This is a genomic window from Streptomyces sp. P5F9, assembly GCF_057961495.1.
Genome location: NZ_JBXVPZ010000331.1, coordinates 1 through 10,820, shown reverse-complemented (window position 1 = coordinate 10,820; position 10,820 = coordinate 1). Strand labels below are relative to the sequence as shown.

Genomic DNA, 10,820 nt, shown 5'->3' with positions numbered 1-10,820 from the left:
CTCGCGGGGGCTGTCTACTGCGCGCTCGTCGGCGAGGACGTACGGCACGGGCTGTGTCTGGCCGTGAACCAGGGTGGGCCCTCGGGGACTGCCGGGGCGCTCACCGGTGGGCTGCTCGGGGCGTTGCACGGCGAGACGGCCCTCCCGCCGGCCTGGCTGGCCGAACTGGAGGGCCGTCCCACGTTGCTCGTGCTTGCCGATGACTTCGCGGTGGAGATGACCCAGGGGCCCGCGTTGCACGGGCCCGCCGGGTCCGCCCCGGGATGGATCGCCCGGTATCCGCGGGGTGCCTGAGTATGTACTACGACTGGCTGCCTACGACGTCGTCTCCCGCACTCGCCTGCGCCGGTACCGCCACGGCCGCCGCCTCCCCGTCGTCGTCCCCGCCCCCGTTGATCTTCTCGATCAAAGCGTCCCGCTCCGGGGTGTCCTCGGGCTTCACGTAGCCGATGAGGATGTAGAGGACGAGGGAGACCGCGAGCGGGATCGACACCTGGTACTGGAGCGGGACCCCGCCGTCCACCTCCCAGTTGATCGGGTAGTTGACCAGCCAGAAGGCGAACAGGCCCGCCGCCCAGCTCGTCAGCGCCGCCGTGGGACCGGACTTGCGGAAGGGACGGAGCAGGCCCAGCATCATCGGGATCGCGATCGGGCCCATCAAGCCCGCGACCCACTTGATGACGACCGTGATGATGTCCTTGAACGTGGGCGAGTTGACCTGGGTGGCCACCGCCATGGACAGGCCGAGGAAGACGACCGTGGTCACGCGGGCCGCGATGAGCCCCGAACGGTCGTTCCACGCGCGGGCCTTGGCCGAGACCACCGGTGCCACGTCCCGGGTGAAGACCGCCGCGATCGCGTTGGCGTCGGACGAGCACATCGCCATCGTGTGGGAGAAGAAGCCGACGACCACCAGCCCCAACAGGCCGTGCGGGAGCAGCTGTTCGGTCATCAGGCCGTAGGAGTCGGAGCCGTCCGGCTTCTGCGCGTGGACCAGGAGCGGTGACATCCACATGGGGAAGAAGAGGACCGTCGGCCAGATCAGCCACAGCGCCGCCGACAGCCGGGCCGAACGCTCCGCCGCGTAGGGGCTCTTGGTGGCCATGTAGCGCTGGGCCTGGTTGAGCATGCCGCCGTTGTACTCGAAGAGCTTGATGAAGAGGAACGCGAGGAGGAACACCGTGCCGTAGGGGCCGACCAGCGGTTTGCCGTGGCCCTGGAGCGCCGGTTCGTCCCAGGCGCCGAGGAAGCCGATGCCCTTGTCGTTCAACTTCAGTACGACGGCCACGAACATGGAGACGCCGGCCAGCAACTGGATGACGAACTGGCCGAGTTCGGTCAGCGCGTCCGCCCACAGGCCGCCGATCGTGCAGTAGACCGCCGTGATCGCACCGGTGATGAGGATGCCCTGGTTCAGGGACACACCTGTGAACACCGACAACAGGGTCGCGATCGCCGCCCACTTGGCCGCCACGTCCACGATCTTCAGCAGCATCCCGGACCAGGCGAGCGCCTGTTGGGTCTTGAGGTTGTAGCGGTTCTTCAAGTACTCCAAGGGGGACGCCACATGGAGCCGTGAGCGCAGCCGGTTGATGCGCGGCGCGAACAGCTTGGAGCCGATGGCGATGCCCAGCGCGATCGGGAACGACCAGGTGATGAAGGACGTGACGCCGTAGGTGTAGGCGATGCCCGCGTAGCCGGTGAACATCACCGCGCTGTAGCCCGACATGTGGTGCGAGATGCCGGACAGCCACCAGGGCATCTTCCCGCCGGCCGTGAAGAAGTCGCTCACGTTGTCGACGCGCTTGTGCGACCACACGCCGATCGACACCATCACACCGAAATAGCCGATGAGCACGGCCCAGTCGAGCCCGTTCATATGTGCCCTCCCACGATTGAGCCGGTTCAGCCCGGGGCTCATCGTGGGCGGTCGCGCGTGAGCACGACAAGTAAGCGTGCGGTCAAGGGGGAGTAAAATCGTTCGGATTGATGTTCCGCGTTCAGCTATGTGAACTCATCGCATCAGCTCCCCGGCGTTGACCAGCAACGACTGACCCGTAATCGCCCGCGCCCGTTCCGACGCCAGGAACACCGCCGCGTCCGCCACATCCCCGTCCGTCGCCAGCTCGGGCAACGCCATCCGGTCGGACAGCCGCCTCAGCACCTCCGCCTCCGGCACCTTCTCCGTGTGCGCGGTGAACTGCACGTACGCCTCCACCGGCGGCCCCCACATCCACCCCGGCAGCACGGTGTTCACCCGGATCCGGTACGGCCCCAACTCCCGTGCCAGCGAGTACATCGCGCTCGTCAGCGCCCCCTTCGACGCCGCGTACGCCGCCTGCCGCACCTGCGAGGGAGCGGCGACCGCCGACTGCGTCCCGATGAACACGACCGAGCCGCCACCCACCTCCTTCAACGCCGGCAGGCAGGCCCGTGTCATCTTCAGCGTCCCCAGCAGGTTCACGTCGATCACCGACTGCCAGGTCGCGAAGTCCGCGTCCTCGACCCCGCCGAAGTAGCTGTCCCACGCGGCCACTTGGACCACCGCGTCGACCCGCCCGAACCGCTCCCGCGCCACCTCCACGAGCGCCTCGCACTGCGCCTCGTCCGTGATGTCCGTCGCCCGGTACGCCGTGTGCGTGCCGTCCGGATCGATCTCGGCGGCCGACTTGGCGAGATTCGCCTCCGTGCGCGCGCCGAGCACGGCGTTCCCCCCGTCCCGCACCACGGCGGCGGCGACCTGGTGGCCGAGTCCGGCCCCGACCCCCGAGACGACGACGGTCTTGCCCGCGAGCAGCGACATCCGATCCCTCCCGGGTCCGGCCGATATATCTGACGGGTCGTCAGAGTATGGGCGACCGGCGGAGGACGGAAGGGGAGCGACGTGAGCGAGGCGCGTATGTCAGGCTGCCGCGCCGCCTGTCAGGGGCTCAGCGCAGTTCGTCCGCGTACCGATCCGTGCCCGGGACCGTGGGGATGAACGGCGCGACGAACTGCACATCACCGAGGCCGGAAGCGGCCACCGCCGTGTCCAGGTCCGCGAAGTGGTCCCGCCAGGTCTCGCGCGGATCCCGCTGGAGGAACCACAGCAGGGTCAGCCGGTTCCCGACCCCCTCGACCTGCTTGACGTAGGTCATCCGGTCCAGGGGCAGCGGTGTCGGCGCGAAGACGGTCACCATGGCCGCCGGGGAGCCGGCCAGCCGTTTCGGAAGGTGGTCGTCCCGCAGCCACGCGAGCAGTTCCCCGCGCTTGCCGGGGGACTCGGCGTCGACGACCTGGACGACGAGCCCGGCGTAGGGGTGGTCGAGGGCGTGAATGTCACGCGGGCCGTGGTCGCCGTCGCGGTAGACGGTCGCGACGTGGTCCTGGAAGGCGGTGAAGACGTGCGTACGGTCCTGGAAGACCCGGTGATCGCGGTTGAGGCGCTTGTTGATGCCGACGGTCCACCGCATGTGGTCGGCGTAGCGGCCGGCGGTCATCCAGTAGACGGAGACGTAGCACCCCGCCGTCACCGGCTGCGCGACGGCCGAGGTCGGGGGGTAGCGCAGGAGTTGGAGGTCCCGGGTGGCGACCCAGCGGCGACCCGCGTACATCCACGGCATGGCCATCGCGCCGGCGATGAAGTGATCGTCCTCGTACCAACGGTTGTACTGGCGTTCGTAGCCCGGGTGCGGCTCGACCATGGTGATCAGGGCATGTCCGAGGTCGGCTCCATAGGGGCCGACGGCCGCCAGTTCCGCGTATGTGCGGCTGTGGGTCTCATCCGTGTGCGTCGCGTCCTCTGTCATGGGTCCGGTCTACCTGACTGGGCGTCAGATTTGGAGAGGGATTCCGCTCAACTCCTTCCGAAGTTCGGTGTGATCGTCACCGGCGCGGAGCGCGAGCACCCGCTGCCGCGCGACGTCGGCACCACTCCCGTCGTACCGTGAGCTGTCAACGGCACGGCGAGCGGCGCGGTTTGGCGGAAGACACTCCCAACTGCCGGGAACCGCACGCGCATTGCGGGAGATCGCCGCAGAATACGATCCATGAAATCTGCCGAACCGGCCGCTACGTCCATCCATGAGCTCCTTCCGCAGACGGCCAACCTCCGAGCGCATTGGCTCGCCTGGGGCAGTTCGGGCGGACTCGACGCCAACCCGGCCCTTTATCGCAGTGGCCTCCCGCACCGACTGCTCAACGGCGTACTGAGGGTGCGCGAGCGCCCGGTGGACGACGCGGCCGCCGAGGCGGAGAAGCAGTTGAGCGGGTTGCCGTGGCGCTGGTGGATAGGACCGGACAGCGGGCCCGGCGTGGCGCGGGCGCTGGAGGAACGCGGCTACGCCCGGGTCGGCAGCATGCCGATCATGGCCGCCCGGCTCGACAAGGTGCCCCAGCCGTCTCTCCCGGCCGGACTCACCGTCGAACGTGTCGATACCTCCGAGGGCCTGGCGGAATACGTCGACGCCTACGCGTCGTCGTTCGGCGTCGGCCCCGAACTGCGGGACGCGGTCGTCGACGCCGAAGCCGGTCTCCGCACCGACCTCGGTCTCCTCATCCGGCTGGTGGGGCGAATCGACGGACGCGCGGTGGCCACGTCGGCGGTACTCGTCAGCAACGGCGTAGCCGGTCTCTATTGGATCGGCACCGATCCCGCCTACCGCGAACGAGGCATCGGCGCGGCGCTCACCGCGGCCGCCATGGCGGCGGGACGCGAACACGGGATGTCCGTCTGCACGCTTCAGGCCAGTAGCCAGGGGCAGCCTGTCTACAGTCGGCTGGGGTTCGTGCAGGTGAGCGAGGTGGTGCTGTACTCGCCGCCATCGGTCCCATAAAGGAGCCGTCAGCCGCGGCGGCCGGCGGTCGGTGTCTCGCCGATGGGGTACGGCGACAGCCGGCCCGGTCGGACCATCGGCGAGTTCCGCGAGGCCTGCGCCAAGCTGCCCTCGATCTTCACCACGGCCCACGGCCGTCATCGGCGACGTGGTGACCTACCACCAGGCCGCCGAGAGCCGACGGCGTCACTTCGCCGAACCGGGCCGCTTTCCCGCCCGCCTGGTCAGCGTGGGGACGCCGTGGCGTCGTTCAACCCGATCGACGGCCAAGGCATGAGCTCCGCCGCGCTGCGCGCTTCCCGCCTGGCCTCCTCCACCTCGGCGGCGGCCCCAATCTCGGCGCGCCCGCACGGGAGTTCTTCGGTCTCCAGCAGGTGGTCGTGGACGCCGCCCGCCTCGACGCGGAGAGCGCTACCGAGGTGCCGGACGCTCTACGTCAGCAGCGGTGGGCCATGGAACAGATCGCGGCCGCCGCCACGCTGACCGATCCGGAACTGCCGGCGAGAGCGGTCGCCGCCAACGAAGCAGCCATGACGCCTACGAACGTCGCCCCTGGACCCGGCACCTGGACCCGCACCGCGCGGACGACGCCTCACTGCCCCGACCGGCTGCGGATGCCCTCCTTCTTCGCGCGGTTGCCGCAGGTGCTCATCGAGCACCAGCGCCGGGACCGTCCGCGGCTGGTGTCGAAGAAGACCGCGACACAGCCCGTTCCGGCGCACACGCGAACCGTTCCGTCATGGGCGCCACCGAGCGTGTCCACCGCGTCGGTGGCCACCACGGCCAGAGCCGACCGCACCGGTGACGGTCCGGGAAAGTGCCAGACGGCACCGGTGTCACCGAGGACCCGGACGCTGTCGTCGCGCCCGGCCCAGGCGTTGATCAGGTCGCGGTCGGCGGCCTGCGGGCGCTGTTCGTCGGCCACGGAGCGCGCCGCCCGGTAGATGGCCTCCCGCAGGTCCCGGGCGTCCCGCAGTGACTGTTCGTCAGCCGGCAGCGGCACGCTGCTGAGGCCGACGGTCACGAGCCAGTGGGCCAGGTCGGACGGGTGCAGCAGATGTTCCCGCGGCGTCGGCGCCATGCGGTCGGTGGCCGTCTTCGTCAAACGGAAGCACAGCGGCTGCGACTGGATCCTGAGCGGCATGTACCGATCCTTCTTCCCTGTGGACTGAACCAGGTTAGCCGGTTCGCCGACTCGCCGTGACGGCTGCTACATTCCGTGAACCACCTAAGCAGGTTCTCGCATCCTGGGGGAGATTCGACGTGCCGTCAGAACGGACAAAAAGAGCGGTGGTGCGGGTCATGCTGTGGCCGCTGCGCATCGTGGCAGCCGCCTACTGGTACGCGGGTGGCCGACTCGCGCACACCTCGCGCGCCGAAGAGGTGATGCTCCGCGAGGCCCGCCGCGCGGCGGCACGCAACTCGCGAACGGCTGTGCCGCGGACATCGCGGCGTCGATAGGCCGGTCCAGTCCGCCGTGACGACTGCTGACGACTGCTGACGACTGCTGACGACTGCTACGTTCCGAGAACCGTCTCAGCCGGTTCTCGCATCCTTGGAAGGAAGACTTAGTGACCCTCACCTTCGGCGACACAGTGACCGGATTCGGTGCGGTCGACTCCGCTCCCGACCTGCCGGCCGGCTTCACCGACCGGTTCCGCGGCCACCGCTACGACCTGGGCGACATCACCCTCCACGCCGTCACCGGCGGTTCCGGCCCGGCGCTGCTCCTGGTCGGTGGCTGGCCGCAGTTCTGGTGGCAGTGGCGCAAGGTCATGCCCGCTCTGGCGGAACACTTTTCGGTGATCGCGGTGGACCCGCGCGGGGTGGGACTGTCGGACATGCCCGAGACCGGCTACGACAGCATCACGGCGGCCGGTGACCTGGCCCGGCTCATGACCGCTCTGGGCCACGACCAGTTCATGGCGGCCGGTCACGACGTCGGCATGATCCTGGCCTACGCGCTCGCCGCCGACCACCCGGGCCGGGTCACGAAGCTCGTGCTCGCCGAGGCCGCCCTCCCGGGGATCTCGGACGCGCCCAGCGCGATCCCGCCGGTCAACCGGCCCGTCGACGCCACGTGGCACTTCATGTTCAACCGGCTGACCTCCGTCAACGAGAGACTCGTACAGGGGCGCGAAGACGTGTACTTCGGCGACCAGTTCGCCGCGAAAGGCGCGACGCCCACGGCGATCCCCGGTCACGCCGTCGACTACTACGTAGAGGCGCTGCGCCGGCCTGGCGCGCTGCGCGCGAGCTTTGAGTACTACCGAAATCTCGATGTCACGATCGCCCAGAACGCGACACGGGTGCGGACCCCACTGAGGATGCCGGTCCTCGCCGTCGGGGGCGGGGCATTCCGGGGTGTCGGTGTCGCCGCCGACGTACGGCGGATCGCTCAGGACGTCACAGAGCTGGTTATCGACGGTTGCGGGCACTACGTGCCCGAAGAGGCACCGGAGCAGTTCACCGCGGCGGCCCTGTCGTTCCTGGCCCCGGAAGAAGCCGCCTGACGCTGACGGCGGACCCGTGCGTGGACCGGCTCCGCCGAGCCTGTCCCACGCCGGGTCGATCGTTTTCAGCCCGTCCGGCGTGTGCGGACGAGGCCGTTCAGGCCGAAGCGGGGGACCTGGGGGGCAGCAGCCCCCAGGGACGCTGACACCAACGGACGAACGGTCACTTCAGCTCGTCAGGACACGGAGTACCCCGAGGCAACTGATACGGCGCCGCCAGCCGATACGTTCCCGTCTTCGGCGCCAGCAACATCGTCCACTTGTCGCCCTTGGAGTCCTCCTCCGTCTCCATCAGGCACCCGTTGAGGTTGTCGTACGTCTTCGGCGTGCCCTCGGCGCGGTGCTTGGACGCGTCGGTCTCCTGCGGGGGCTTGAGGCTCTTGCCCTTCGCGTCGACGATGCTCAGCCACGGCGAGTACGGGATGCGGATGAGGATCCGCCCCTTCTTCTTCACCTCGATGGTCAACTCGCCCTGCTCGGCCCGGTCGACGACCGCGTTCGGTTCGGCGAGCGGCGCCGGGTCGGTGACCTGGAACAGCTGCCAGTTCGCGTCGCCCCAGACCTGCTTCAGATACGGCATCCCCCGCTGCACCAGGGCCCGTTCGCGCTCGCCGCCGTCGCCGTCCGGCGTGTCCTTGGGCAGCACGACGTAATGCACGGCCCAACGCTGAAGCCACTCGTGGTAGTTGGCGGAGTTGAGCGTGTCGTCGTAGAAGAGCGGGTTGCGCTCCATGTCGGCCTGGCGGTTCCAGCCGCGCGCGAGGTTGACGTACGGCGCGAGGGCGGAGGCCTCGATGTGGGAGCGGGCCGGGACGACCTCGACGCGGCCGCGCTCGGCGCCGACGGTCTGGAGTTCGTTGACGAGCGGCGCGAGTTCGTGCGACCAGGACGCGGCCGGGGCGGTGTTGATGACGTCGTCGACCGACTTGAAGCCGATCCACCCGTTGAAGCCGACGAAGGCCAGCGCGATCGCGTACCACTTGCGCGAGCGCGGCACCGCGAAGGGCAGCGCGGCGATCAGGGCCACCCCGGCGAACAGCATCGCCAGCCGGCTGATGTTCGAGCCGATCTGCGAACTGACCAGCCAGACCAGGATGACGCCGATGCTGTACACGGCCGACGTGATCCGTACGGTCGTCCACTCACGCGGCACCAGGAAGTAGACGATCACCCCGGACGCCAGCGGCAGGATCATCGAGCCGAACAGCATCGGCTGCGTGCCGGAGAACGGGAACAGCCAGGCCGACACCGCCACCACGGCCGCGGGCGCGAGGCCGAGGGCCCATGCGCCCGGGCGTCGCTTCTGCAGGAACAGGGCTACGGCGACCAGGCCCACGAACAGTCCGGCCACCGGCGACGACATGGTCGCCAGCGCGGCCAGCGGCGCGGCGCACAGGGCCTTCGCCCAGCGTTTGTAGCGCCAGCGGTACGGCCAGCAGAAGACGACGGCCACCGCGCCGAGCCCGAACACCAGGCCCAGGCCGTACGTCACCCGGCCCGACGCCGCGTTGCACAGCAGCGCGAAGACCCCCGCGAGCGAGGCCCACAGCGGGTTCTTCACCGAGCGGCTGCGGATCAGGATCATGGTGAGCAGGCCCGCCGAGATCGTCCCGGCGATCATCATCGTCGTACGGACACCGAGGACCGACATCAGATACGGCGAGACCACGCTGTACGACACCGGGTGCATGCCGCCGTACCAGGCGAGGTTGTACGCCGAGTCAGGGTGGCGGCCGACGAACTCCGCCCACGCGTCCTGCGCCGCGAGGTCGCCGCCACTGTTCGCGAACGTGAAGAACCAGGCGACGTGGAGAACGCCGGAGAGGAGCGTGAAGCCGATCACCGGGTGGCGGAGGAAGGGGGCGCGGAGACGGTCGACGAACCGCGTCAGGCGTGTGCCGCCATCACAGGTTCCGGCCTCACGGGTGCCGCCGTCGTCCGTGTGCTGGGCGCCGGCTGCCGCGTCATCCGTCGCGGTGCGCGCGGGCACGCGTATTCGCGGGCCGGTCACCGGGCCCGGATCGGCATCGTCCGCACGTGTCGGCTCCGCTGTGGCCACCTGAAGGCACTCCCCGTGTCCCGTCTTCTGTTCCCGGCCGCGTTCCGTCCCGTTCCCGGCCTGTTCGACGCCGCGTCCCGCTCGACCGGCGACGTGCCCCGATTCGCGACGCTAGCACGCACCCCGCCGGTGAGCTCCCGGGCGGGTACCCGGCCGGCGGGGTGCGGTGACGTGCGGCGCCTCGTGGGTCAGCCGAGGCGGGTCAGCTTGGACGTCAAGGCCGGTTCCGTGAGGTCCTTCTGGAGAGCGACCGGCACCTTGACGGCACCGCTCGAACCGTCGCCCACGGTGAGCGTGCCCACCTTGGTGCCGGCCTTCGCGGTGTGCGGTACGGCGTCGGGGGCGAAGGACAGCTTCACCTTCAGGCCCGCCCAGCCGACGGCCGCGACGTCCTTGGTGACGACGACCGGTGTGTGACCGCCGAGCTGGTCGTCGACGTACCCGACCACGGTCCCCTTCTTCAGGATCTTCGCCGAGGTCATCGCGTCCTGCGCGGCGAGCATCGCCGTCTTGCTGACCGCGTTGACGGTGTCGATGATCGGCGCGGTGTGCTGGCCGAGGATCGCGCCGACGACGACGGCCGTCTCACCGCCGACCTCCTTGGTGGCGGCGAAGAGCAGGTTGCCGCCGGCCGCGGTGGTGGTGCCGGTCTTGATGCCGAGCGAGTTGTTGTACGGCACCAGGCGGTTGTAGTTGGTCCACTTCTTGCCGGACGGGTCGACCCAGCTCGGCAGCTTGGTGATGTCCATCAGCGCCTGGATCTTGACCAGTTGGTTGCCGAGTTTCACCTGGTCCTCGGCGGAGGAGACGGTGGTCTCCTTGAGACCGGACGCATCGGTGTACGTCGTGTTCGTCATCCCCAGCGACTTCGCGGTGTCGTTCATCTTCTTGATGAACGCCGCCTCGGAGCCCGCGTCCCAACGGGCCAGCAGACGCGCGATGTTGTTCGCCGAGGGGATCATGATCGCCGAGAGCGCCTGCTTCTCGGTGAGGACGTCGCCGGCCTTCACGGTGTTGAGCGTGGACTCGCCGTCCTTGTCGTAGCCGCCCTCCTTCTCGGCGGTCGCGTCGACGGTGATCTTCTCGCCCTCCGCGCCGGCCTTCAGCGGGTGGTCCTTGAGGACGATGTACGCGGTCATCGCCTTGGCCACGGACCCGATGGCGACCGGGGTCTGCTTGCCGAAGCTGCCCATCGTGCCGATGCCGTTGACGTCCATCCAGCCCTGGCCCTCGCTGGGCCAGGGGAGGTTCGCCTTGGTGCCGTCGAAGGTGTACGAGTCGTCGGCGGTGAGGGTGAGGGAAGGGGTCGGCAGCGGGCGTACGGCCTGTACTACTGCAAAGACGATCGCCAGGAGGATGACCAGCGGGGTCCAGATCTTGACCCTGCGGATCGCTGTGCGGACCGGGGTTTCCGGGGGCGGTGGGGTGTTGGTC

General features: G+C 69.2%; 9 protein-coding genes and 1 pseudogene. 4 read left to right on the top strand and 6 right to left on the bottom strand.

The genetic code is table 11. From position 1 onward, the window contains the following. Positions 1-294 (top strand): ADP-ribosylglycohydrolase family protein (locus AC31A1_RS36650; protein WP_489657445.1); only part of this gene is annotated, 294 nt, incomplete at its 5' end. A 7-nt stretch (positions 295-301) separates the two neighbouring features. Here AC31A1_RS36650 and AC31A1_RS36645 read toward each other — a convergent pair. The 3 genes from AC31A1_RS36645 to AC31A1_RS36635 all read right to left on the bottom strand — a co-directional run bounded on the left by AC31A1_RS36645 (position 302) and on the right by AC31A1_RS36635 (position 3,788). After that, positions 302-1,879: a sodium:solute symporter family protein gene (locus AC31A1_RS36645; protein ID WP_489657444.1), complete on the bottom strand. Its 1,578-nt coding sequence runs from the start codon at positions 1,877-1,879 to the stop codon at positions 302-304. A 135-nt stretch (positions 1,880-2,014) separates the two neighbouring features. After that, positions 2,015-2,803 (bottom strand): SDR family oxidoreductase, encoded by a 789-nt coding sequence (locus AC31A1_RS36640; protein ID WP_489657443.1) that lies wholly within the window; start codon positions 2,801-2,803, stop codon positions 2,015-2,017. 127 nt (positions 2,804-2,930) lie between these two features. Further along, positions 2,931-3,788 (bottom strand): hypothetical protein, encoded by an 858-nt coding sequence (locus AC31A1_RS36635; protein WP_489657442.1) that lies wholly within the window; start codon positions 3,786-3,788, stop codon positions 2,931-2,933. A 240-nt stretch (positions 3,789-4,028) separates the two neighbouring features. Here AC31A1_RS36635 and AC31A1_RS36630 point away from each other — a divergent pair, with 240 nt between their 5' ends. After that, positions 4,029-4,814, top strand: a complete 786-nt coding sequence (locus tag AC31A1_RS36630) for a GNAT family N-acetyltransferase (protein WP_489657441.1) — start codon at positions 4,029-4,031, stop codon at positions 4,812-4,814. A gap of 592 nt (positions 4,815-5,406) precedes the next feature. Here AC31A1_RS36630 and AC31A1_RS36625 read toward each other — a convergent pair. Beyond that, a complete protein-coding gene (locus tag AC31A1_RS36625) occupies positions 5,407-5,958 on the bottom strand; it encodes a CGNR zinc finger domain-containing protein (protein ID WP_489657440.1) in 552 nt (183 codons plus the stop codon). A 119-nt stretch (positions 5,959-6,077) separates the two neighbouring features. Between AC31A1_RS36625 and AC31A1_RS36620 the strand changes: the two genes are divergently transcribed. Further along, positions 6,078-6,275, top strand: a complete 198-nt coding sequence (locus tag AC31A1_RS36620) for a hypothetical protein (protein ID WP_489657439.1) — start codon at positions 6,078-6,080, stop codon at positions 6,273-6,275. A 110-nt stretch (positions 6,276-6,385) separates the two neighbouring features. After that, entirely contained in the window at positions 6,386-7,327 is a 942-nt protein-coding gene (locus AC31A1_RS36615) for an alpha/beta fold hydrolase (RefSeq protein WP_489657438.1), read from the top strand. A gap of 163 nt (positions 7,328-7,490) precedes the next feature. Here AC31A1_RS36615 and AC31A1_RS36610 read toward each other — a convergent pair whose 3' ends face one another. Next, complete coding sequence (locus AC31A1_RS36610; protein ID WP_489657437.1) at positions 7,491-9,386, bottom strand: DUF8823 domain-containing protein; 1,896 nt, start codon at positions 9,384-9,386, stop codon at positions 7,491-7,493. A 188-nt stretch (positions 9,387-9,574) separates the two neighbouring features. Then, positions 9,575-10,820: pseudogene (locus AC31A1_RS36605) on the bottom strand (D-alanyl-D-alanine carboxypeptidase); the annotation flags it as partial.

Coding starts and splice junctions, on each gene's coding strand:
- AC31A1_RS36640 (WP_489657443.1), bottom strand. CDS start 2,803: ATGTCGCTGCTCGCGGGCAAGACCGTCGTCGTCTCGGGGGTCGGGGCC.
- AC31A1_RS36625 (WP_489657440.1), bottom strand. CDS start 5,958: ATGCCGCTCAGGATCCAGTCGCAGCCGCTGTGCTTCCGTTTGACGAAG.
- AC31A1_RS36635 (WP_489657442.1), bottom strand. CDS start 3,788: ATGACAGAGGACGCGACGCACACGGATGAGACCCACAGCCGCACATAC.
- AC31A1_RS36630 (WP_489657441.1), top strand. CDS start 4,029: ATGAAATCTGCCGAACCGGCCGCTACGTCCATCCATGAGCTCCTTCCG.
- AC31A1_RS36645 (WP_489657444.1), bottom strand. CDS start 1,879: ATGAACGGGCTCGACTGGGCCGTGCTCATCGGCTATTTCGGTGTGATG.